Consider the following 21,628-nt stretch of genomic DNA (forward strand, 5'->3'; position numbering starts at 1 on the left):
CGCGACTGCTCTCTGGGAGGGAGCGCAGAACAGCTCTTCCAAGCCGCAGGACTCCGACCGCACCTCCAGGAGTCGCGTACTGTCATGACTCAACCGCAGCACTTGTAAAGCAGACGGACCACCGATTCTGTCAAAAGCAGGGCCGGTGAGGGACCTTTCCTGCTGTGACCGAGCGCTTCTGTTCGGGAATCGCCCGTCTAAAACGCTCAGTCACCACGACTGATTGTTACGGGGTGCCTAGTCGGCTTCGAGGACGAAGAACAAGAAGCACAGGAATCTCGTGCGGGTGGGCTCGAACTCGTGAAGTTCCTCGGGAAACAGTTCGCGGGCTTCCGGTACGAACGGCGGTTCGCTGATGACGCTGATGCGAAAACCGGCCGCGGTGAAGGCGTCGGTCATCGCGTGCAGCGGCCGGTTCCAGAACTTCATCTGGACGGTCTGCCCGCCCATGGTCCATTCTTCGGTCCGGCTGCGAGTCTCGAAGTACTTGGGCTTTTCCCCGGCCATGTGCTGAAAGAGAGTGACGCTGAAAGGATGGTCGACCGAGACGAGCAGTCGGCCGCCAGGCTTCAGCACGCGTCTCAGCTCGGCCAGTGTCGGTCCCCAGTCTTCCAGGTAGTGCAGCACCAGGGACGCGACGACGTCGTCGAACGCCTCGTCGGGGAAGGGCAGTGGGTCGGCCAGGTCGGCGACCCGCAGATCCGCGTCGGCGCCCAGCCGGCGCCGGGCCTGCTCCAGCATTCCGGCGCTCGCGTCGACGCCGGTCACGATGGCGCCTCGATCGCGCAGCTCGGCGAACAGGGGGCCCGAGCCGCAGCCGGCGTCGAGGATGCGCCGTCCGGTCACATTCCCGGCGAGCTCCAGCATCGCGGGCCGCTCGTAGTACGCGTTGAGAAGACTGGTCTCGTTCTCGGCCGCGTAACCCTCAGCCATCCTGTCGTAGTCGTTGAGTGCGGAGGGGTTTGCGGTCTCAACGTGATCTTCGGGCATGGTAGGCATGCGGGCCATTTTGGCCCAGCGGTCTCGGCGGCACCGACATACGGCAGATCCTGGTCAAGCATGCCGGCGGCGGCTGGCCGAGTGGAACGCCTCTGGGGTGTGGCAGCGGCTGCGTGTGTGACCGGTCGCTGGACGTGTCATCGAAGTCGGCAGCAGCAGATCTTGCTGTTCGCTTGCCGACGCTCTCATTCACGACAGAGGCTGAGAGGTAAGGGTTGTCCCGCCACCGATGCAACGGAATCCTTACTGCTTTTTTGCGACACTGTGAATTTGTGCGGGAGCGGAACGTTGCGGCTGAGGCCATTCGTGAGCGGCTGGCGGAGGCCCGGGCCGGGCGTGGCGGGGCGGTGTTCGTCCTCGGGGACGCGGGGATGGGGAAGACCTGGCTGCTCGGCGGGATCGCTGGTGCCGGCTTCTACGTCGGACGCGCCCACGGCTCGCCCATCGCGTCGGGGGTGCCCTTCGACGTGATGGCCCAGGCGCTGACGGGCCTCGGCGTCGGCGACAGGCCGGCCGACACCATGGCGGGCCGGTGTCACCGCATGTGGCAGGCCCTGGGGTCGTGGTCGGGCGATCCTGTGGTGCTGGTCGTCGATGATCTCCACTGGGCCGACGCCGACTCGCTCACGCTGATGGCGTTCCTGTGTCGCCGCCTGGCCGCCTCCCGGGTAGCGGTCGTGGCGGCCCTGCGGGCGTGGCCGCCCGCCGCTCTGGACCTCGCGCGGGACCTGGAGGAGAGCGGGTGCGCGCGTACGGTCGAGCTCGAACCCCTGGGTGAGCGGTCCTCCGCCGCCTTCCTCGCCCGGCGGACCGGCCACGAGCTGCCAGCCCGGATGGCTCACACAGTGTGGGCGATGTGCGCGGGCAACCCGCTGCTGCTCGACCACGCCGCGCGGCTGCTCGCCGACGGCGCGGACCTGGGCTCACTGGAGACGCGATCGCCCGATCTCGCGGGCCGGGAGCTGCTGGTCCGGCGGTTTCTCGGGGCGACGCCCGAGGCGATGCGCTGCGCGCGGGCGGGCAGCGTCCTGGGGCTGTCGTTCGATCCAGGGGCGGCGATGGAGCTGGCAGGCCTGGACACCGAGGCGGGCGACGACACCGTCGCGGGTCTCCAGCGGGGGCGCCTCCTGCGGGAGGCTCCCGACGGGCGGGTCGAGTTCGTCCATCCGCTGTTCCAGCAGCTCCTCTACGAGGAGATGCCGACCTCGACTCGCTTACGGCTGCACGCGCGGGCGTTCGCCCTGCTGATGCGGCGGGGGTCGCGGGCCGAGGCGGCCGAGCACGCGCTGCGCGGGAACCTGGCCGGCGACCGGCATGCCGTCGCCGCGCTGGAACGGGTCGGCCGCGACGCGCTGGCCGCCGGCGCGACCGAGACGGCCGCGCGCTACCTGGCGGGCGCCCATCGCCTGGCCGGAGACCACGCCCACCCGGGGCTGGGGCTGGCCGCGGGCCAGGCCCTCATGGCGGTCGGCCGAGCCGCTGAGGCGGTCGCGCTGCTCGGGGCCGTCTCCCGCCATCCCGCCGCCGACGTGGAGACCGCCGCGCAGGCCGCCTGGATGGCCGGCCGCGCCGGGTTCCTCACCGGCAACCATCGCCAGGCCGAACGCGACCTCGACCGGGCCGCCGGACTGGCCGCCGAGCGTGCCCCTTCGATCGCCGTCGAGGCGCTGCTCGACCACGCCAACTTCCAGCACCTGATCCACGGAAGCCGGGCGCTCCCCTTCGCCGCCCGGGCCCGGGACCACGCCCGGGAACATGCGGCCGGCGTCGGCGCGGCTCTGCGCCGGAAGGTCGCCGCCGCGCACGGCTACATCGCCTACATCGGCGCCGACCTGGCCGGACTCGACGAGGTCGGGCGAGCGGCCCGGGAGATCGAGGACGACCCGGAGGCCCAGCTGATCGACGTACAGGGCACCTGGGGGGCGCTGAGCAACCACGCCTTCGCCACCAAGTGGGCCGAGCGCTTCGACGAGTGCGAGAGGGCGTTCACCCAGGTGATCACCGCCGCCGAACGCGCCGGGGCGATCGGCACCCTGAGCATGCTGTACGCCTCCCGCGCCGAGCTCATGGTGCGGATCGGCCGACTCCGCGAGGCCTTCGCGAGCGTGGAGCAGGCCCAGGCACTCAAGGACCTGGCCCCGATCTCGGAGCGCTACGTGGCCGCCGCTCAGAGCTGGCTCCTGCTGCTGTCCGGCGACCTGGAGGAGTGCGAGCGACGCTGCGCCCAGGTCGAGCACAGCGCGTCGAGGCTGAGCGACGTCGGCACCCTGATCGTCGTCTGGTACGTCCGGGGCCGCCGCGCCCTCCATGAGGGCGACCTCGCCACCGCGTGCGCGCAGTTCGACCTGCTCGACGAGACGACCCAGCGGGTCGGCATCCTCGAACCCTGCCTGGTCCCCTTCGCGCGGGACGCCGCCGTGGCGTACACGAGAATCGGGCGGCGCGCATCAGCAGAGCGGCTGGTCGCGCGGCTCGAAGCGGTCTCGTCCCGGCTCCCCTGCGTCTGGCCGCGGATCGCGGCCGCGACAGGGCGGGCCCTCCTGTCCGACGATCCCGCCGTGACCGAGGCCGAGTTCGCGACCGCTCTCGCCCTGCACGACACCACCGACCAGCCCTTCGAGAAGGTGGAGACCCAGCTACTCTTCGGCGCCTGGCTGCGCCGGACCGGCCGGCCCGCGCGAGCCAGGCCGATGCTCGCCGACGCAGCGACCACGGCCGCCCAAGCCGGGGCACGCTGGCTCGCCGACCGGGCGTACGAAGAACTCCGCCGCGCCGACGGCCGCCGCCGTCGTGTGACCGACCCACAGTCACTGACCCCTGCCGAGACCCGGACCGCAGCGCTGGCTGCCCAGGGACTCACCAACGCCGAGATCGCCGAACGGCTGTCGATCACCGTCAGAACCGTGGAGACTCACCTAGGCAGGGTGTACACGAAGCTGCGGATGTCCCGCCGCGACCTCATCCTGCGCGGCGTGACGCCCTAAACATCCGTGGTTCCCCCGATGCTCGCGTGAGTGGCCCGATCCGATCCTGGGTGTGCCGAACTCACCCGCCGGAGGTTGCCCATGTCCCGACTCGCCGCCGCCATGGTGCTGCTGGTCGCCGCCGTTCTCGTGGCACTCCCGGCCCCACCCGCGTGGGCGGCCGAGTTGTGCGGTCTGAGGTTCGTCATCGGGACCGGCGATGACGGGATCCGGGACGACTCCCTGGAGATCGTCAGGCTCGGTGAGAAGGCGTTCCTGTTCACCGAGCGCCCGCTCTACGCGCCGCCCCGGCCCTACCATCAGGGCGGCACAGGCGACCGGCCCCACACCGAACACCGGTGGACGGGGTATCTGCGCACCTGCGCCACCTCCGCCGATCTGGCCGACGGCTTCAGCATCGAGCACGTCAACTACGCCGACGACTGCTGCACCGACAACTGGTATCTGAAATACCTGCGCATCGAGGACCCGGTGAGCGGAGCCGTCCTGGCCGAACTCACCGCCCCACCCGGCAGGGAGTACGTGCACTACTTCCAGAAGAACGCCGGTCAGATCCTGCGGATCCCGGTCGACGGCGAGCACCCGCCCGACCCGCCGGCCGATCCGGCCCGCACGTTCTGCCGGATGGAGTTCACCATCGGAGTCGGCACGTACGGGCTCCGGAACGACTCCCTGGAGATCATCAGGCTCGGCGACCTCGTGTTCCTCTTCGAGGAGCGCCCCGCGTACGCCCCACCCCGCCCCTACCACCAGGGCAACACCAGTGACCAGCCCGATGTCGAGTACACCTGGCGAGCCCATCTGGCCGGCTGCGCCACCGCCGCCGACCTGGCCAACGGCTTCACCATCGAGCACATCAACTACGCCGACGACTGTTGCACCGACAACTGGAGCCTGCGGTCCCTGCGCATCCGGGATCTTGACACGGGACGCATCCTGCTCGACCACGCCGCGTCTTCGGGCAAGGATCTGCACCTCTTCCAGAAGAACGCCGACCAGTTCTACACCACGATCGACCACGACAGCGACGGCGACGGGCTCAGCGACCGGATTGAGCTGCACGGCATCCGCGACCAGGGCGTCGTCGACACGTGGCTGCCCGACCACGGCTCCGACCCCTGCCGCGAGACCATCGCGGTCGAGATCGACTGGCTCCACGACACCGACCGCGACGTCAGCGATATGCCCGACCGCGCCGCGATCGACGAGGCGATCGCCATGTTCGCCGACGCCCCGCGCGGCCCGCAGGCCTTCTGCCCCTACGGGCACCTTCCCACGGCGGGTGTCCAACTGCTCGTCGACCTCGACGAGGGCATCCCCGTCGACCAGGCGGAACGGATGCGGCCGCTGGTCCACGCACCCCACCAGGTGCTGCCCTACTACAAGTTCGCCGACGCCCACTTCTCAGCGGTCCGCAGGGGCCTATTCCGTTACAACCTGTGGGGCTACCGGGCGGACGACACCAACAGGAGCGGGAGTTGCTGCACGAAATGGGGCTTCGTGGTCACCCTCGGCACCATGCAGAATCCGCCGGTACGAGTGCAGAGCGCGTCCTTCGTCCACGAGCTCGGACATGCCCTTGGACTCGCGCACGGCGGACAGGACCACGTGAACTACAAGCCGAACTATCTGTCGGTGATGAACTACGCCTACTCGTCCATCGGCATCCCCGACTACGTCGCATGGGACCAGCGCAGGGAACAGCTCGGCCCGGCCGTCGGCCGCAACCAGCTCGAACAGACCCTCAAGGAGGTCAGCACGATCGACTACTCCAGAAGCACGCTCTGGCCGCTGCGCCGCTGGCGGCTCGACGAAGGCCGCAACGGGCTGGGAACCGGCCAACACGCCATGGCCACCTGGTGGGACAACAAGGGCGTCCGTCACATCGGCGACGCCTCCGACCCGATCGACTGGGATCCCGAGGACGACGGAGTCGTAGAAGTCGACGTCAACGGGGAATTCCAGCTCTGCATCGAGGCCGCCGACGGGAGCCTGGAGAGCCGGCGGGCGGACGACGACAGCGTGCAGGGCGGCAAGATCTACGCGGGACTCGACGGAGTCTGTGACAGCAGCCCCGCGCCGACCGACCTGGCCGTGGTGCCCCAGGGCTTCGACTACCCCCAAGAGCACAAGTACAAAGTCGACGACGGTGTGCTGGTCGGCTCCAACGACTGGTCGCGGATCCGGATCGCTCCCGGTTCCGGTGATGACCTCCCCGCTCCCGGCGACGTGCCGGAGATGACCACCGACGAGATCACGGCGCACCGCGCCCGTTTCCTCGACGCCGTCGTGGCGGCCGACAGCCCGAAGCCGGTGACGTCGCCGCGCTGGGGTTACGCCTACATGGACCGAGCCACCCCCGCCGAGGCCCCGCTGGGGGCGGTGACCTCGCTCACGACCTCAGGACAGTGGAGCACCGGGCGCCTCGACCCGGCCACCGCCAACCGGCGCGCCACGGTGGTGCACACCGGCACGGGCACCTACGACGTGCGCCTGCCCGGGGTGGCGTCGCCCGGCGGGATCGCGCACGTCACCCCGTACCGGACCGCCTACCGGGGCCGCACCTGCGGCGTCACCGGATACGCGCCCGACGGGCCCGACCAGCTGGTGCAGGTGCGCTGCTTCAACGAGAACGGCGCTCCGGCGGACTGGTGGTTCACGGTCTTCTTCGCCGAGTTCGGCCCCGGCACGACCCCCTATGCCACGATCCGGTACGACGACACGGCCGGCGGCGTCCACACGCTGAACCCCGTCCTCAACACGGGCACGGTGAACTCCGGAGGCGGCGTCGATCGCGTCGTCCGCGAGTCCGCAGGCCGCTACCAGGTCACCCTCGACGGCCGGGCGTTCGCCGACGGGACCGGGTACGTCCAGGTCACGCCCTACGGGAACGGCACCCCCGCCCGGTGCAACCCGGCGGCCACCCAGCCTGGGGACGATCGCCTGGAGATCACCGTCGTCTGTCATGCGATCAGCGGCGGCGCTCCCGCCGATTCGCCCTGGCTGCTGTCGTACACCCAAGGCGCGGGACTCCACCGGGACGTCACCACACCGGCCGCGTATGTCACCGTGACCGGCGACGTGGACCCCGCCCGTTCCTACAGCAGCACGGGCGAGACCCCCGCCCTCACCCGGCTCGGCACCGGCAACTACCGGCTGACCTGGGAGAACCTGGGGAAGGTCGGGGACAGTATCCAGGTGACCTCCACCGGCACGGGCGGCGGGTACTGCCATCTGGGCAACGTCAACTCCTACGCCGCCGCACCCCGGGTGACGGTCGACGTCTGGTGCCACACCGCCGCGGGAACCCCCGGTGACAGCTCGTTCGGCCTGGCCTATCTCCGCATGCCCTGACCGGCCCATCGGGCGACCCGGCGGAGCAACCCGCCGGGTCGTTCGTTCTCCCGTTCGGCGAGAGCCGCCAGCACCCGCTGCGCGGCCAGGTCGGCGATCTCGCGCCGGTGGGCTTCCTCCTCGGCCCGCCGCTCCTGCTCGCGCCGCCGTTCGGTCCGTCGTGCCAGGGCCACGTCACCCGCCCACGCCAGCACCGACAGTGCGGCCCCACCGAGCAGGCCGGCCCAGAACAGCGAGCGGCTCGCCGCCTTCTCGGCCGGGACGTCGGTGAAGGTGCCGTAGGGACCGGGGTCGGGGTACTGCGTGTTGGCGCGCAGATGCTCGCGTGTCCATCGCAGGCCGGGGCCCCCGTAGTCGGGAGAGACCGCCTCGGGCTTGAGCTGGTCTTCAGCGTCCTGGCCGGTCCGGTCGAAGGAGCCCTCGTACACGACCGCGTAGTCCCAATCCGTTCCGAACCAGGTCGGGCTCAACCGGGGCATTCGTACGACGGTGCTGGACCCGCTCCGGGCTACCATCGGATCGGACACCGTGAAGCTGGCCCCTCCCGCGGCCCGGTACTTCCCGGCTGATGGAGCCGGGGGGCAGAGCTCGGTCTCTCGCGGCGGCGACGGGCGGCTGACGGAGTGGTAGACCCGCATCGGAACGCATCGCGACGCCGGGATGGCGGGCCGGGCCGGTTCGTCCGGGTCGAACGTAGCCAGGACCACGACTGCCAGGCTTGATCCGTCGGACACGCGCAGCGTGATCTCGACGTCGTGGGCCGGTCCGAAGATGATCACTCCCACCGTTCCAGGCTCGGCGACGACGGGGAACGAGGGGATGGCCGCCTGGTACTGCCACCACCCGGCGAGCGCCAACACGATGGCGCCGGAGATCAGGACCAGTGGGGTCCGGAAAGTCCGCGCGACGACCATGATTCGACGATGCCAGGTCGAAGGCGGGGGCGCGCGGATTCCATGGCGGGCGTACCTCCATCGATAGGCGCGGCCGGTGTCTGACTGCCGCCGGGCGGAACTCGAACTGGTACGAAACATGCGTTCTCTGTGCGCAACAGGCACAGGACTACCGTCAGCCAGGAGCGCCGAGCTGTGTCCGTGCGCATCGCTTGCTCTGCCCGTACGCGCTGATCACCGGTCACGGGCGTCGGCCAGTCCCTGGATGTCGATCTTGGTCATGGCGTGCAGGGCGGTGAGGACGCGTTCGGCGGCCTCCGGTTCGGCGCCTTGGAGGAGCTCCCGCAGGGCCGTGGGCATGACCTGCCAGGTCACCCCGAAACGATCGACCAGGGAGCCACCCGGCCCCTCTTCGCCGCCATCGGTGAGGCCCGCCCAGAGGGTGTCCACCTCCTCCTGGCCGTCGCACTCCACGTACATCGACAAGGCTCTGGTGAAGGGATACCGGGACCCACCGTTGTGAGCGATGTAACGCTGACCGGCCATTTGGAAGACGACGGTCATGACGCGACCGTCCGCGGCGCGCTCGATGTCGATGATCCCGGAATCGGCGAACAGTGCAGTGTAGGAGGTGGCCGCGGCTTCGGCTTGGCCGTCGAACCACAGGAAGGTGCTGACGCGCATGGTGCTCTCCTTCAGTGCTTGGTGGACCGGTGGGGTGCCGGATCGGCGTAGTCGTCGAGCGCGACGGTGTCGGCCACCGACTCCAGACCTCGGCTGACCAGGCGTCTGGGCAGGAAGCGCACGAGTCGTACGGACTGGTTCCGCAGCCACATCTGTGCCCGCGCGTCCGGCATCAGGCCACCGTCGCCGGCGGTCCGGGCGAAGTGCTGGGCCCGGTCGACGAACTCGCGCATGCCCCTCTCGTACGCGGCATAGGCCACCCGCTGGTCGCCCCCGGCCTTGAACAGTTCACCGGCGAGCACGTAGGCGCCGACCAGGGCGAGGCTGGTGCCGATCCCGGACATGGGAGAGGCGCAGAAGGCGGAGTCCCCCACCAGCACGGTCCGGCGGGTCGACCAGGTGCCGAGCTGCACCTGCTCGACCCGGTCGAAGTAGAAGTCGGACGCGTCCCAGATCTGCGGCAGGAAATCGGGGACCGCCCATCCCGCGTGCTCGAAGGTGCGCGCGACGACTTGCTTCTGCGCGGCGACGTCTCGCCGGTCGAACTCGAGCCCGGGGGCACGGAAGAAGAACCCCGCGAGGGCCCTGCCCGGCTCGGTCAGCGGACGCAGGCCCGCTGTTCTGCCGGCACGGCCGCCACCACCGGGCATGGTGTACATGAGTTGCCAGCCGTCCAGATCCACCTCGGACGTGACGGAGAAGAGCGCGATGAAGGAGCCGAGGTCGCGGACGTAACGCTCCTCGGGGCCGAACGTCAGCCGGCGCACGCTGGAATGGACGCCGTCCGCGCCGACCAGCAGATCGAACCGCCTGGAGACCCCCTTCTCGAATGCCACCGTGATGCCGTCCTCGTCCTGCAGCACGTCGGTGATCGCGTCGTCGAAGACGTACTCGACGTCGTCGCGGATCGCGTCGTGGAGGATCCGGGCCAGGTCGGTGCGCAGGAGCGCCCACTCGGCGACCGGCCCGCCGGACGGCCCGAAGACGTCGGTGCCCAGGCTCGCCACCCGCTTGCCGCTTTCGTCGATGAAGGCCATGCCGCGGGCTCCGATGCGAGCGTGGCGGATCTGCGGAACGAGGCCCATGCGTTCGATCACCTGCCGCGCGGTGCCCCGGATGTCGACGGCGTGACCGCCCGTGCGAGGCGCCGGCGCACGCTCCACCACCGTCGGCCGGAATCCGTACCGGCGTAGCCAGTACGCCAGAGCCGCCCCGGCGATGCCGCCCCCTGACACGAGGATGTCCCTGTTCTTCATTCGCCCTTCCCCACGTTCGTGACTACGGCGTATCTTCGCCCCGTGCGTACACCGTATGAGCGTGGTGGGGGCGTGGAAGCACGTTCGCGAGCAAAAGTGAACTAGTGCAAGCGTTAAAGTGAACTAGTACGCTATTCCTGTCATGCCCCCGTCGGACCGGAGGATCACGTGCCATCGACGCAGCGCCCGGAGCCGCCCTACCGGGCGATCGTCGCGGAGATCTGCTCCTGGATCGACGGCGGCGATCTCCGCCCCGGCGACCGAGTGCCGTCCATCCGGGCCATCGCGCAGCGGTGGGGCGTCGCGATCGCCACCGCGACCAAGGTGACGGCCGCTCTGCGCGAGGAGGGCCTCGTCGAGACGAAGGGCGGTTCGGGCACAGTGGTCAGCCCCCAGGCCGGTCGTCGGCCCGCTCGCCCGCAGCACCGCGACACCACGGCCGCGCGACAGGCCGAATCGGCCGACCAGGAGATGCTCCGGACGCGCATCCTCCGCGCCGCCGTCGACCTCGCCGACACCGAGGGGCTGCACGCGCTGTCGATGCGCAGGCTCGCGGCCAAGCTGGAGCTCGGGCCGATGTCCCTGTACCGGCATGTCACCGGGAAGGAGGAACTGCTGGTCCAGATGGCCGACCTCGTGTTCGGCGACCTCGATCTGCCCGAGCGCGGACCGCAGGGGTGGCGCGCCAAGCTCGAACTGGTCGCCCGTCGGCAATGGCGGCTCTGCCGGCGGCACGTGTGGCTGCCCCATGTCGTCTCGTTCACGCGGCCCGTTCTGGCCCCCAACATGATGGCCCAAACCGAGTGGACCCTGCGGGCGCTCGAGGAGCTCCATCTCCCCATGGACGTCCGGTTCCAGGAGACACTCACCCTGCACGCGCTCGTCGTCACCGTCGGGCTGTCCATGGCAGCCGAGGCCGAGGCCGAGCGGAACACGGGCATGACCTTGCAGCGCTGGTCGGAAGCCGAGCGCTCGCGCCGGCAGGAGCTCCTCGCCGACGGAAGATTCCCCCTCCTGGCGACGATCTCGGGCGATGCGGCGCCCGATCTGGACGTCTTGTTCGAGTACGGCCTGGCCCGCCATCTGGACGGATTCGCAGCCCTGGTCGGCGACCAGGGCTCCTGGGCGCGAGCCCATCTGTGAACGTGTTCAGCCGCCGAGGCGATCGCGGCCGCCGTACGGCCTCCTCGGGTCTGGTTGCAGATGAGCACCGCCACCGTCTACGCCCACCGCTTCGACGCGCCCAACGGCGAGGCGGCCGGCGTGCTCGGTGGCGCCGAACCGGGCGTACCGGGCTACTGGGCCTACAGCGTTGAGATCTCGAAAGCGTGGGAGCGGGCGCAGGAGCAGGCCGAAATCCCGCACACGCGCAAGGTCGGCATGCGCGCCGCCATGGTGATGAGCCCCGACCGCGGCGGTGTCTTCGACGTCCTGCTGCGGCTCGCGCGCCTCGGACTCGGCGGCCCGGTCGCGGGAGGCGCGCAGCAACGCACGTTCATGCGCGTGCTGCGCGCCGCGGGGGTTTTCCGATGCGGTCGGCGTGTGGGGATTGCGCGGACATGGCGACTCCTATTCGTTGGCACAGCCATCGTTGGCGCTGCCAACAGTACGGAGATTCGTGGGTCGTGCCAACGAGATAAGGTGGCCGGAGGGGAGGGGACTCCTAAACGCTTGACCGCCAGGCCCAGCTGGTTGCTCGGCCAGGTCGCCGCGCACGCAGGCCGCCTTTCCACCGAGGCCTTCGCCGATGCGGGCGCACGCGGCTACCACTACCGGCTCCTCGCCGCCCTCGAGGAGTACGGCCCGGCAAGCCAGGCCGACCTCGGCCGTCGCACCATCATGGACCGCAGCGACGTCGCCGCCGCCCTCAACGACCTGGCGGCCCAGGACTTCGTAGAACGCACCCCCGACCCGCACGACCGGCGCAGCAACATTGTCACCCTCACCACGGCCGGCCGCCGTCAACTCCACCGCATCGACCGCGCCATCGACAAGGTCCAAGTCGACCTCCTCGCCCCCCTTCGCCGTCGAGGACCGCCACATCTTGACCCGCCTGCCGACCGAACTGCCGGCGCACCACCGAACAGGACCTGGATCCGGGGGTTGATGCCGCACTCCACAGCGTGGCGCAGCTGGTAGCGGGAGACCCCGATCCTGCCCAGCACCGGGATGAACTGAGGGCTGTCACCCCGCTGACCGGCGGTCACCACCGCGGCCGGCGGTTTGCGGCCCTGCTCGCAAGGCGGATGGGTCTTGGTGGTCAGTCCGCCGCGCGAGCGCCCCAGCGCATGATCGGCCGGCTCGCTGTGCACGCCGCCGATTGGTTCCTTACCCTCTGACCTGCGATCAGCGCAGGCCGACGACGCATCGTCACCTCAAGCACGAGCTGTTGCTGATCAGCGAGTTTGTCGCTCGCCGCGTTCGTGCTGATCTGCGGGATCGGCTGATCGCATTCGGTCCCGCTGAGGAGCGCACCGCATCGTAACGGAGCCGGCATCCGTGAGCGAGACTCGCTCCCTCCGGCGCCACCAGACACGTCGGGCATAACCGGCTGCCGAAGAACTGCGCCCACTCACGGCCCTCGGTCCGGCGGACCGACTCCTTATCGCCTGCGCGGCGCCTGTCAGATCCAGGACCGAAGTTGAGCGATGCCAGACAATCGGCGTCGTTCGTGGGGGTGTCTTGACGTATCAAATGAATGCTTTTTTAATTCGGGTGAGGGTGCGATTCACCTCGGATCGACTCCGACCGGTTCATCGACGTCAGGGATGGAGCTGCGAGATGACCGTGGACGACCGCTTCGGCCCGGAGCTGGAAGAGGCGCGCAGGAACCGGCTGCGCGGTACCGTCAGCGAGATCGTCACCGATCCGGTCTCCGACTGGGCCACCGACTTCTCCCACGTCGACCCCCAGTGGGCCGCCGACCCGTACCCCATCCAGGACGACCTGCGGCGGCGCTGCCCGATCGCGCACACCGACCGGTTCGGCGGGGTGTGGCTGCCCACCCGCTACGACGACATCGCGGCCGTCGCCTACGACACCGAGCGGTTCTCCTCCCGGGCCGTAGTCGTCGGCAACGTCAAGCCGCCCCGGTAGCTCGCGCCGGTGGGCGGGGTCCCGCCGATCTCGTCCGACCCGCCCTTCCACCACGACGCGCGCAAGTTACTGCTGCCGGCCTTCACCAAGACGGCGGTCGCCAGGCGTGAGGCGAGCACCAGGGCGCTGTGTCACGAGCTGATCGACGGCCTGGAAGGGCGGGAGGTCGTGGACGCGGCCCGCGAGTACGCCCAGTACATCCCGATGCGGGTGATCGCCGACATGCTGGGCTTCCCGCCCGAGGACGCCGACCGGTTCCGGGGGTTCGTGGAGAACGCCCTGGAAAGCGTGAACGAGCCCACCGAGGTACGGCTGGAGCGCTTCGCCGACCTGTCGTCCTACCTGGTCGAGCAGATCCACGACCACCTGGCCCACCCGCGGGACGACCTCACGACGTACCTGCTCGGCGCCGAGCTCAACGGCGCGAAGCTGGACCCCGTCCACGTCGTCGGGACGATGACGCTGCTGCTCATCGCGGGCATCGACACCACCTGGAGCGCGATCGGCGCGTCCCTGTGGCACCTGGCCAAGACCCCCGCCGACCGCGAACGCCTGGTCGCCGAACCCGCCCTGCTCCCCACCGCCATGGAGGAGTTCCTGCGCGCCTACGCCCCCGTCACCATGGCCCGCCTCGTCAAACACGACATGCACTGGAACGGCGTCGACATGAAAGCCGACGACTGGGTCCTGCTCTCCTTCCCCGCCGCCAACCGCGACCCCGACCACTTCGACCACCCCACCGACATCCGCATCGACCGCGACATCAACCGCCACGCCGCCTTCGGACTCGGCATCCACCGCTGCGTCGGCTCCCACCTGGCCCGCATGGAACTCCGCACCGCCCTCGACGTCTGGCTCCAGCGCATCCCCACCTTCACCCTCGCCGACCCCGACGCCGTCACCTGGGCCGCCAGCCAGGTACGGGGCCCCCGCACCCTGCCCCTGCGCATCGGCTGACCGTCCCCACCTAAGTGGACGACGGCCTTCCGCTTGGTGTAGAACGGGAAGCCGGCATTCCGTTCAGGGGGTTGCGTGATGATCGTGGTGACGGGCGCGACGGGCACGATCGGGCGCGCGCTGATCGAGGAGCTGGGCGGCGCGGCGCGGGCCGTGGTGCGGCGCGCGGAGCAGGGCGTGGAACTGGCTGCGGAGCTGGGCTGCGACTACGTGGTCGGCGACCTGGAGCGGCCGGAGAGCATCCCGGTCGAGCCGGGGGACAGGCTCTTTCTCAACAGCGCGTTGTGGCCGGGCTTCGCGCGCGCCCACCAGGCGGTCATCGATCACGCGGCGGCCGCGGGGGTCGCCCAGGTGGTGACCGTGTCCGTACGTGGGGTCACGCCGGGCAGCCTGCTCGGGTTCGGCCTGCACGGGCAGGTCGACGAGCACCTCAAGTCCTCCGGGGTGCCGTGGTCGATCCTGGCGCCCGTCGGTTTCATGCAGAATCTCGCGGGCGACGTCGACGAGGAGGGGCGGATCGTCGGCTCGTACGGCAGGGGCAGGGTGGGGTACATCGACGCGCGTGACATCGGGGCGGTCGCCGCCGTGCTGCTGAGGCGCCCCGTCGGGGCCGACGCGGTCCACGAGCTGACCGGCCCGGTGGCGCCCACCCATGACGAGATCGCCGCCGAGCTGACCCGGGCGCTCGGGCGGGACGTGCGTTACGTGGACCTGCCCGTCGAGGAGGCCGCCGTGCACCTGGCGGAACGCGGCATGCCCGCTGCCGCGGCCCACGACCTGGCCACCCTCATGTCGCAGCTCGGGGACGGGCGCTGGGCGACCACGACCACGACGGTGACCGACCTCCTGGGCCGCCCGCCGCGCTCGCTGCGGGAGTTCCTGGGGTAGCGAAGGCACACGGCTCCCGCCGGGGCCGTCACTGGCGGAGGAGGTCGATGCCGGCCGCTCGCAGCTCCGCCTCGACCAGGGCGTTCAGCCGGGCGATGGACGGCTCCCGGCCCTCGCCGTGGTGGTTGACCAGCTCGTAGCGGGCGGCGGCGTCGGACCGGTTCCAGAACCCGGCCGGCATCGCCCGCGCCCCCGGGCCGGTCAGCAGCTTGGCGGCCAGGGCGGAGGCCAGTTCCTCGATGCGCGGGTCGTCCGGGTCCCAGGACCTCGCCTCCAGGGCGCGCATGGTCAGCTCGACGTGCTCGGGGTCGTCCAGCGAGTGTTCGAGCCGGGTCAGGAAGCTGTCGAAGATCGCCGGCATCAGCGCCCTGGTCAGCACCATGGCCTCCCGCTGGGTGGAGACGTAGTCGGCGTCGAAGCCGGCGGCGGTCAGCCGGTCCAGGACGGCGCAGGCCCGGTCGGGCAGCAGGACCCGGTCGCCGTGGGCCAGGCGGTGCAGCGTGTCGCGGCGCGCAGTCAGGTCCTCGATCCGCTCGGTCAGCCGGCGGCAGACGTCGTCCAGGGCGGCGGCGAACGGCTCGGGATCGGCGTCGAGCAGGTCGCCGATCTCGGCCAGCGGCACGCCGGCCGCGGCGAGGGTCCGGACCTGGACCAGCCGGACCAGGTCGGCCGACCGGTAACGCCGGTAGCCGGAGCCGTCGCGCTCGGGCTCGGCGACCAGGCCGAGCCGGTGGTAGTGCCGCACGGTCTTGACGGTGACGCCGACGAAGGCCGCCGTCTGACCGATCGTGAGCCCGTCCCTCATCGGCTCAGCGCATCTGCGGACGGCAGGCGGACGCGCGCCGGTCGCCGTCCGGGTACGGGTTGCGGGCATTCACAGGGCCGAGGGTAGCGCGCGCGGCCTTGAATGCGGGCGCCGGAGGTTGACCTTGACCTTGGGTCAGGGTCCAGGCTCGTCGTACGGCCACCTCGAAGGAGCCGGTGGCCTCGTCCGCCACACCTTCGAGCCGTGCCGGACGACGACCACCACCACGGAAAGAGGGACCATGACGGTTGCGAACGACAGCGGCTTCTCCGAAGCAGGGCTGCGCCGGCTGCGCGAGGTGCTGGCCCGGCACGTGGCGTCCAAGCGGATCCCCGGGCTGGTCGCCCTGGTCGGCCGGGGCGAGGAGACGCACGTCGAGGCGCTCGGGACCATGCGCCATGAGGGCGGCGCGCCGATGAGCCGGGACACGATCTTCCGGATGGCGTCCACGTCCAAGCCGGTCACGATGGCGGCGGCGATGGTCCTGCTGGACGAGTGCCGGCTGCGGCTGGACGACCCGGTCGATCCCTGGCTGCCCGAACTGGCCGACCGGCGGGTGCTGCGGCGTCCCGACGGCCCGCTGGACGACACCGTGCCGGCGCGCCGGCCGATCACCGTGCGGGACCTGCTGACCTCCACGTTCGGGCTCGGCATGGACTTCACGCTGCTGGACTCCCCGATCCGGGCCGCCACCTTCGAGCGGACCGACTACAGCATCGCGTCCGGGCCGGCGCCCGACCCGGACGAGTGGATGCGCCGCCTCGGCGAGCTGCCGCTGTCGTACCAGCCGGGGGAGCGGTGGCAGTACGACCTCAGCAACGAGGTGGTCGGCGTGCTCGTCGCCAGGGTCGCGGGCCGGTCCCTGGAGGCGTTCCTGCGCGAACGCGTCCTCGACCCGCTGGGGATGAAGGACACCGCCTTCCACGTACCCGCCGCGAAGATCGACCGGCTGCCGCCCCTGTACGGGCCCGACCCGGCGACCGGGGAGTTCCTGGTGTGGGACGAGGCGGAGGGCGGCAGAACATCGCGGCCCCCGGCCTTCCAGGGAGCCGGCGGCGGGCTGGTCTCCACCGTGGACGACTACCACGCCTACTTCCGGATGCTGCTGAACCACGGCGTGCACGACGGCGAACGGATCCTGTCCAGGCCCGCGGTCGAGCTGATGACCACCAACCGCCTCACCCCGGCGCAGCAGGCCGCCCGGGACGCCATGTACGGGAACATCGTCCACGTGTCGGCCGGCCAGGGGCTCCAGGGCGGCTGGGGCTTCGGGATGGCGGTGCGCACCCACCGCGGCGACTACGCCTCCCCCGGCCAGTTCGGCTGGGACGGCGGGACCGGCACCACCGCCTACGCCGACCCGGCCAGGCGGCTCACCGGGATCCTGCTCACCCAGGTCGGGATGTCCACCCCGGATTCGATGCGGCTCATCAACGACTTCTGGACCACGCTCTACCAGGCCCTCGACGACTGACCGGCTTGAGCGGGGGTGCCGTCGATGGTCACGCCCCGGGTGGACGGGCTGTTTAATGCTGCCATGGGCCGAATCGCCGGCGTCACCGCCGCCGAGACTCGTCAACGGTTGTTGCGCGCCGCCGCGGAGGCGTTCGCCGAACGCGGGTACGACGGCACCCGCGTCGCCGACATCGCCGCCGCCGCCGGGGTGAGCAACGGCGCGCTGTACGCGCACTTCGGCTCCAAGGCCGAGCTGCTGGTGGCGGCGCTGCGCGCGCACGGGCGGCGAGGGCTGGCCGACCTGTTCGCCGCCGACCCCGACCGGTCCGTCCCCGACCTGCTGCTGGAGATCGGACGCTGGCTGCCGCAGCGGCGCGACGCCCGCAGCTACCTCATCGTCGAGGCCCTCGTCGCCGCCCGCCGGGACGAGGACGTCGCCCGGCCCATGCGTGACTACGTCGGCGAGCGGGCCGGGTCGATGGCCGCGCTGGGCCGCCTCGCCCAGGACCGGGGCGAGCTCGACCCGGCGCTGTCGCCCGCCGCGCTGGCCCACTTCTGCCTGCTGCTGTCCATGGGCAGCGCCCTGGTCACGCCCGACCTGCACGCCGTCGACGACGAGGAGTGGGCCGCCCTGCTCGCCCGCGTCGTCGGCGCGCTCACGCCCGGACCGTCCTGATTGCGCTCCGCCCCGCCGCGGCCTCCATGGCCGCGGTGATCAGGGGCCAGGTGCTCGACAGGGGGTCGATCAGGCTGAAGTGGCCGGCGTCCGATGGCTCGATCAGCATCGCCGACGGCTCGGCCGCCGCCGTCCGGCGGCTCATCGACACCGGCAGCACGCGGTCCTTGACCCCGTGCACCAGCACCAGCGGGCCCCGGTCGTAGGGCAGCAGGCGCGCCGGGTCGACCTCGTCCAGCAGGTCGGCGCGGTCGTGGAGCAGGGCGCGGGCCGCGCCGCCGCCGAGCCCCGCCGTGTACGCCTCGCCCAGGTCGCAGACGGCGGCCAGCCCCACCACGCCGCGGACCGCCGGTTCGGCGTGCCAGCGGGAGCCGGGCGGCAGGCGGTGCCGCAGCGCCGACCAGAGCGCGAGGTGACCGCCCGCCGAATGGCCCACCAGCAGCACCCCGGACGGGCACTGCGCCCCTACGAGGTCGAGCGCGGCGGCCACGTCGTCGAACGTGCCCGGGTGGCCGCCGCCCTCCTGGCCCACCCGGCGGTACTCGGGCAGCCAGACCTGGTGGCCGAGCGCGGCCAGGGCGACGGCCATGGGACGGGCGTGCCTGCGGTCGTACTCGGCCATCCAGTAGCCGCCGTGCAGCAGGACGAGGGGCGGGCGGCCGGTCCCCTCGTAGAGGTCGATCACCTGGTCGGGGTGGCGGTCGCCGTAGCGGAGCACGCGGTCGGGCGGGCGTACCGGTCGGGACAGCAGGTCTTGGTAGGACATGTCGTGATCGTAGGAGCGTGTCCAGGGGCTTGACCTGGGGTTGCGCTGGCAGGAACGTGCCGCGGGGCGGCAGCAAGAAGACGGGCCGCGTACCGCCGCCGGGCGCCTCGCGCCGCGACCATGGGGGAGTGACGTCCGAGGGAAGCGAGGTTCGGCCATGTCCCCAATCCGCCGTGTCGTGGTGATCGGCTGTGGGTTGATCGGCACGTCCGTGGCGTGCGCGCTGCGGCGGGCGGGCGTCCGGGTCGAGCTGGCCGACCACGATCCGTGGGCGCTGGCGCAGGCCGCGCGGATGGGCGCGGGCACCGCCCTGCGGGCCGGGGCCGGCCCGGCCGACGTCGTCGTGATCGCCACGCCGCCCTCGTCGGTGGCCGCCGTGCTGCGGGAGGCGCAGGCCCGCGGGCTGGGGAGGGTCTACACGGACGTGGCCAGCGCCAAGACGCGGATCCTCGCCGAGGCGGAGCGCAGCGGTTGCGACCTGTCCTGCTACGTGCCCGGCCATCCGATGGCCGGGCGGGAGGTGTCGGGGCCCGGGGCCGCGCGGGCGGGCCTGTTCGAGGGCAGGACGTGGGCGTTGTGCCCCCATCCGGCCCTGTCGCCGCGCGCGCTGCGCACGGTGGCGGCGCTGGCGGCCGCGTGCGGGGCCGAGGTGCGACTGCTCGCGCCGGACGCCCACGACCGGGCCGCCGCGGCCGTGTCGCACCTGCCGCTCGTCCTGTCGGCCGCGCTCGCCGCCCGGTTCGCGACCGGCGACCAGGACGGGCCCGCCGAACCGGCCGCCGGTGGGAACGCGGACGGGAGCGCGGGTGAGGAGGCCGGCGGGCTGTCGCTGGCCGCCGGGGCGTTGCGGGACGTGACGCGGGTGGCCGGCAGCCCCGCCGGCATGTGGCGGGACATCCTGGCCCACAACGCGATCCCCGTGGCCGACCTGCTGGACGCGCTGACCCGCGACCTGAGCCGCGTCGCCGCCGCTTTGCGCGCCGCCGACGACGGCCCGGTGGCCGAGGTGCTGGCCAGGGGGAACGAGGGGCACGCGCGCATCGTCCGGGCGCTGTCGCGCACACGGGAGGCGGAACGGGCCGCGTCCTGACCCCGCCGCGCGACTGACGGGCCCGCGCGGACGAACGGTCCCGAGTGCGCACGTGAGGACAAGCGTCCGCCGCCCCCGCGGCTTATGGTCCCCCCAAGGGAGCCTCACGGGAGGACGCGCGACGTGGACCCGGCGGACGTCGACAGGCACGTCACCGACATCTGGAACACCGTGCTCGGCGCCGGCCCGGACGAGGCCGGCGCCACCTTCGGCGAGCTCGGCGGCACGGCGCTCGCCGCGCTGCGGATGGCCGCCCGGATCGAGGACCGGCTCGGGGTGGCCGTCGAACCGGCCGTCCTGCTGTGCGACGGGACGCTCGACGCGCTGCTCGGCCAGGTCAGGGCCAGGGCATCCTCGAAGATGTAGCCGCCGCGGCGCCGTTGCGACAATCACCAGCAGACCTTGAGAAGGGACGGCCCATGACCGGCGAACTCAGCCTCGCCGAGCTTCGCGAGAAGGTCGGCGACATCTGGTACGAGGTGCTCGACGTGCCCAAGGGGCTGGAGGCGGCGACGTTCTCCGACCTCGAAGGGGAGTTCGCGGCCGCGGCGCGGCTGGTCGGGCGGATCAAGGAGGAGCTGGGCATCTCCATCGACGTCGGCGACGTCTTCGACGCGGACCCGAACCTGGAGGCGCTGGTCGAACGCGTCGCCCTGGACGCGCACGTGCCGATGGCGGTGTAGACCCCGCGCTCACACCCGGGTTCCCGCGGGGACCCGGGTTTCCGTGTGCTCGACGAACCGCAACTCGACGAACCGCAAGCGGTTCAGGCGGGAAGGTGGTCCGCGTCGGCGGGCAGGGCGGCGTCCTCCAGGGCCCGCGCGCAGCCGCACGTACGGGTGCGCGGCAGCCGGGCCACGGTCGCCAGCACCAGCGCCCGCAGCCGGTCCAGCCCCTCGTGGAAGATCGTGAAGAGCTCGTCGCGCCGCGCGCCGGAGCCCACGCCGAGCCCGGCGTCCAGGTCCGTCACCAGCGCGACCGGCACGTAACACAGGGCCAGTTCGCGGGCGAGCGCCGCCTCCGGGCAGGCCGTCATGTCGAGCAGCGACCATCCCTGCGCGGCGTACCACTGGGCCTCGGCCCGGCTGGACAGGCGCGGGCCGTCGACCACCACCGTCGTCCCGCCGTCCACGCAGTCCTGGCCGGTCGCCGCCGCGGCGTCGAGCACCGTCTCGCGGCCCACCGGGCAGTACGGGTCCGCGAACGGCACGTGCACCGCCGCGTCGTCGAAGTAGGTCCGGACCCGACCGCAGGTCCGGTCCACGAGCTGGTCGGGCACCACCATCACGCCCGGCCCCAGCTCGGGCCGGAGCGAGCCGACCGCGCACGGCGCGAGGATCTGGCGCACGCCCACCGAGTGCAGCGCCCACAGGTTGGCCCGGTAGTTGATCCGGTGCGGCGGCCGGCGGTGGTCGCGACCGTGCCGGGGCAGGAAGGCGACCGTGCGGCCGCGCACCCGGGCCAGCGAGAGCGGCGCCGACGGCTCGCCGTACGGGGTGGTGAGCGCGACCTCCCGGGCCCCGTCGGCGACCGAGGAGAACCCGCTCCCGCCGATGATCCCGATCTCCGCGCCGATTCCGTTCATGATCAGCCTTTCGTCGCCGGTGCGGCCGGGACCCGGCGTAGGTGATCCGCCCGGCGGAAGGAGCCGTCCGGGCATCAGGAGCATCGTGGCCTCCCGGCGCGTCCGGGGCATCTCCTGGATTGCCCGACCGGTGCCGACGC

At 71.6% G+C, this 21,628-nt stretch carries 19 protein-coding genes; 12 read left to right on the top strand and 7 right to left on the bottom strand.

What is annotated here, in order from left to right:
- Positions 1 to 237: 237 nt before the first annotated feature.
- Entirely contained in the window at positions 238 to 1,008 is a 771-nt protein-coding gene (locus tag ACNF49_RS25185) for a class I SAM-dependent methyltransferase (protein ID WP_482945190.1), read from the bottom strand.
- A gap of 263 nt (positions 1,009 to 1,271) precedes the next feature.
- Between ACNF49_RS25185 and ACNF49_RS25190 the strand changes: the two genes are divergently transcribed.
- Entirely contained in the window at positions 1,272 to 3,983 is a 2,712-nt protein-coding gene (locus ACNF49_RS25190; protein WP_498702978.1) for a helix-turn-helix transcriptional regulator, read from the top strand.
- A gap of 81 nt (positions 3,984 to 4,064) precedes the next feature.
- The gene (locus ACNF49_RS25195; RefSeq protein ID WP_482945191.1) at positions 4,065 to 7,337 is read left to right on the top strand and encodes a zinc metalloprotease; all 3,273 of its coding nucleotides are present in this window, start codon (positions 4,065 to 4,067) and stop codon (positions 7,335 to 7,337) included.
- Here the strand turns inward: ACNF49_RS25195 and ACNF49_RS25200 are convergent.
- The 3 genes from ACNF49_RS25200 to ACNF49_RS25210 form a co-directional block, all read right to left on the bottom strand.
- On the bottom strand, positions 7,319 to 8,251 hold the full coding sequence (locus ACNF49_RS25200; protein WP_498702980.1) for a hypothetical protein: 933 nt from the start codon (positions 8,249 to 8,251) through the stop codon (positions 7,319 to 7,321). The two genes, ACNF49_RS25195 and ACNF49_RS25200, sit on opposite strands and share 19 nt — an antisense overlap.
- A 213-nt stretch (positions 8,252 to 8,464) precedes the next feature.
- Entirely contained in the window at positions 8,465 to 8,914 is a 450-nt protein-coding gene (locus tag ACNF49_RS25205) for a VOC family protein (protein ID WP_482945192.1), read from the bottom strand.
- A gap of 11 nt (positions 8,915 to 8,925) precedes the next feature.
- Positions 8,926 to 10,170, bottom strand: a complete 1,245-nt coding sequence (locus ACNF49_RS25210; RefSeq protein ID WP_482945193.1) for an FAD-dependent monooxygenase — start codon at positions 10,168 to 10,170, stop codon at positions 8,926 to 8,928.
- A gap of 168 nt (positions 10,171 to 10,338) precedes the next feature.
- Between ACNF49_RS25210 and ACNF49_RS25215 the strand changes: the two genes are divergently transcribed.
- The 5 genes from ACNF49_RS25215 to ACNF49_RS25235 all read left to right on the top strand — a co-directional run bounded on the left by ACNF49_RS25215 (position 10,339) and on the right by ACNF49_RS25235 (position 15,111).
- Positions 10,339 to 11,313, top strand: coding sequence for a TetR/AcrR family transcriptional regulator C-terminal domain-containing protein (locus ACNF49_RS25215; protein WP_482945194.1), 975 nt, complete (start codon positions 10,339 to 10,341; stop codon positions 11,311 to 11,313).
- A 60-nt stretch (positions 11,314 to 11,373) separates the two neighbouring features.
- Positions 11,374 to 12,309, top strand: a complete 936-nt coding sequence (locus tag ACNF49_RS25220) for a MarR family winged helix-turn-helix transcriptional regulator (protein WP_482945195.1) — start codon at positions 11,374 to 11,376, stop codon at positions 12,307 to 12,309.
- Between the two features lie 642 nt (positions 12,310 to 12,951).
- The gene (locus ACNF49_RS25225) at positions 12,952 to 13,266 is read left to right on the top strand and encodes a hypothetical protein (protein WP_482945196.1); all 315 of its coding nucleotides are present in this window, start codon (positions 12,952 to 12,954) and stop codon (positions 13,264 to 13,266) included.
- Positions 13,267 to 13,275: 9 nt separating this feature from the next.
- A complete protein-coding gene (locus ACNF49_RS25230) occupies positions 13,276 to 14,223 on the top strand; it encodes a cytochrome P450 (protein ID WP_482945197.1) in 948 nt (315 codons plus the stop codon).
- Between the two features lie 78 nt (positions 14,224 to 14,301).
- Positions 14,302 to 15,111, top strand: a complete 810-nt coding sequence (locus tag ACNF49_RS25235) for an NAD(P)H-binding protein (RefSeq protein WP_482945198.1) — start codon at positions 14,302 to 14,304, stop codon at positions 15,109 to 15,111.
- A 28-nt stretch (positions 15,112 to 15,139) separates the two neighbouring features.
- On the opposite strand, the gene ACNF49_RS25240 is transcribed toward ACNF49_RS25235, so the two are convergent.
- Entirely contained in the window at positions 15,140 to 15,916 is a 777-nt protein-coding gene (locus ACNF49_RS25240; RefSeq protein WP_482945199.1) for a MerR family transcriptional regulator, read from the bottom strand.
- A gap of 241 nt (positions 15,917 to 16,157) precedes the next feature.
- Here ACNF49_RS25240 and ACNF49_RS25245 point away from each other — a divergent pair, with 241 nt between their 5' ends.
- Together ACNF49_RS25245 and ACNF49_RS25250 are read left to right on the top strand one after the other, a co-directional pair.
- On the top strand, positions 16,158 to 17,390 hold the full coding sequence (locus tag ACNF49_RS25245; protein ID WP_357982103.1) for a serine hydrolase domain-containing protein: 1,233 nt from the start codon (positions 16,158 to 16,160) through the stop codon (positions 17,388 to 17,390).
- A gap of 63 nt (positions 17,391 to 17,453) precedes the next feature.
- A complete protein-coding gene (locus ACNF49_RS25250) occupies positions 17,454 to 18,047 on the top strand; it encodes a TetR/AcrR family transcriptional regulator (RefSeq protein WP_482945200.1) in 594 nt (197 codons plus the stop codon).
- Here ACNF49_RS25250 and ACNF49_RS25255 read toward each other — a convergent pair.
- Entirely contained in the window at positions 18,028 to 18,813 is a 786-nt protein-coding gene (locus ACNF49_RS25255) for an alpha/beta hydrolase family protein (protein ID WP_482945201.1), read from the bottom strand. The two genes, ACNF49_RS25250 and ACNF49_RS25255, sit on opposite strands and share 20 nt — an antisense overlap.
- Positions 18,814 to 18,970: 157 nt before the next feature.
- Between ACNF49_RS25255 and ACNF49_RS25260 the strand changes: the two genes are divergently transcribed.
- The 3 genes from ACNF49_RS25260 to ACNF49_RS25270 all read left to right on the top strand — a co-directional run bounded on the left by ACNF49_RS25260 (position 18,971) and on the right by ACNF49_RS25270 (position 20,586).
- Positions 18,971 to 19,903 (top strand): prephenate dehydrogenase, encoded by a 933-nt coding sequence (locus ACNF49_RS25260; protein ID WP_482945202.1) that lies wholly within the window; start codon positions 18,971 to 18,973, stop codon positions 19,901 to 19,903.
- Positions 19,904 to 20,026: 123 nt separating this feature from the next.
- Positions 20,027 to 20,269, top strand: a complete 243-nt coding sequence (locus tag ACNF49_RS25265; RefSeq protein WP_357982092.1) for a phosphopantetheine-binding protein — start codon at positions 20,027 to 20,029, stop codon at positions 20,267 to 20,269.
- A gap of 53 nt (positions 20,270 to 20,322) precedes the next feature.
- A complete protein-coding gene (locus ACNF49_RS25270; protein ID WP_482945203.1) occupies positions 20,323 to 20,586 on the top strand; it encodes an acyl carrier protein in 264 nt (87 codons plus the stop codon).
- 83 nt (positions 20,587 to 20,669) lie between these two features.
- Here ACNF49_RS25270 and ACNF49_RS25275 read toward each other — a convergent pair whose 3' ends face one another.
- Positions 20,670 to 21,488, bottom strand: coding sequence for an S-methyl-5'-thioadenosine phosphorylase (locus tag ACNF49_RS25275; protein ID WP_357982086.1), 819 nt, complete (start codon positions 21,486 to 21,488; stop codon positions 20,670 to 20,672).
- Between the last annotated feature and the right edge of the window lie 140 nt (positions 21,489 to 21,628).

The sequence above is a fragment of the Actinomadura sp. ATCC 39365 genome (assembly GCF_054392275.1).

Bases quoted from the DNA above. Each gene is read 5' to 3' on its own strand.
- ACNF49_RS25275 (WP_357982086.1), bottom strand. From the start codon at position 21,488: ATGAACGGAATCGGCGCGGAGATCGGGATCATCGGCGGGAGCGGGTTC.
- ACNF49_RS25240 (WP_482945199.1), bottom strand. From the start codon at position 15,916: ATGAGGGACGGGCTCACGATCGGTCAGACGGCGGCCTTCGTCGGCGTC.
- ACNF49_RS25185 (WP_482945190.1), bottom strand. From the start codon at position 1,008: ATGGCCCGCATGCCTACCATGCCCGAAGATCACGTTGAGACCGCAAAC.
- ACNF49_RS25245 (WP_357982103.1), top strand. From the start codon at position 16,158: ATGACGGTTGCGAACGACAGCGGCTTCTCCGAAGCAGGGCTGCGCCGG.
- ACNF49_RS25235 (WP_482945198.1), top strand. From the start codon at position 14,302: ATGATCGTGGTGACGGGCGCGACGGGCACGATCGGGCGCGCGCTGATC.
- ACNF49_RS25210 (WP_482945193.1), bottom strand. From the start codon at position 10,170: ATGAAGAACAGGGACATCCTCGTGTCAGGGGGCGGCATCGCCGGGGCG.
- ACNF49_RS25260 (WP_482945202.1), top strand. From the start codon at position 18,971: ATGTCCCCAATCCGCCGTGTCGTGGTGATCGGCTGTGGGTTGATCGGC.
- ACNF49_RS25225 (WP_482945196.1), top strand. From the start codon at position 12,952: ATGACCGTGGACGACCGCTTCGGCCCGGAGCTGGAAGAGGCGCGCAGG.
- ACNF49_RS25205 (WP_482945192.1), bottom strand. From the start codon at position 8,914: ATGCGCGTCAGCACCTTCCTGTGGTTCGACGGCCAAGCCGAAGCCGCG.
- ACNF49_RS25270 (WP_482945203.1), top strand. From the start codon at position 20,323: ATGACCGGCGAACTCAGCCTCGCCGAGCTTCGCGAGAAGGTCGGCGAC.
- ACNF49_RS25200 (WP_498702980.1), bottom strand. From the start codon at position 8,251: ATGGTCGTCGCGCGGACTTTCCGGACCCCACTGGTCCTGATCTCCGGC.
- ACNF49_RS25220 (WP_482945195.1), top strand. From the start codon at position 11,374: ATGAGCACCGCCACCGTCTACGCCCACCGCTTCGACGCGCCCAACGGC.
- ACNF49_RS25195 (WP_482945191.1), top strand. From the start codon at position 4,065: ATGTCCCGACTCGCCGCCGCCATGGTGCTGCTGGTCGCCGCCGTTCTC.
- ACNF49_RS25255 (WP_482945201.1), bottom strand. From the start codon at position 18,813: ATGTCCTACCAAGACCTGCTGTCCCGACCGGTACGCCCGCCCGACCGC.
- ACNF49_RS25250 (WP_482945200.1), top strand. From the start codon at position 17,454: ATGGGCCGAATCGCCGGCGTCACCGCCGCCGAGACTCGTCAACGGTTG.